The organism is Pseudomonas sp. SDT291_1_S447 (assembly GCF_054070155.1).
This window is the reverse complement of the sequence record NZ_JBSVXS010000387.1, coordinates 1-237: the sequence shown is the minus strand read 5'-3', so window position 1 is coordinate 237 and position 237 is coordinate 1. Positions and strand designations below refer to the sequence as shown.

The window sequence follows — 237 nt, the reverse complement described above, 5'->3', positions numbered from 1 at the left end:
GAGTGAGCGGCCTACCGAGTTGTCGCGGCGCAGTGAAGCACTGGGTTGGAATGAGGTGTTGGCGCCGGGGCAATTGCTTCAGGTGGCGGTGCCGGGGGATCACCAGAGCATGATGCAGGCGCCGTATATCCAGGCGCTGGGTCAGGCGATGGCTGAGGCCTTGGTGACGTGCACGCCGCAGGTTCAGGCTCAGCACCAGCCGTTGCTGCGGATTCAGAGTGGCCGGGCGGGGTATGC

General features: G+C 65.4%; 1 protein-coding gene. It reads left to right on the top strand.

What is annotated here, in order from left to right; genetic code table 11:
• The coding region (locus ACW9IR_RS30025) for a hypothetical protein (RefSeq protein WP_457466233.1) at positions 1–237 on the top strand (237 nt) is incomplete at both ends.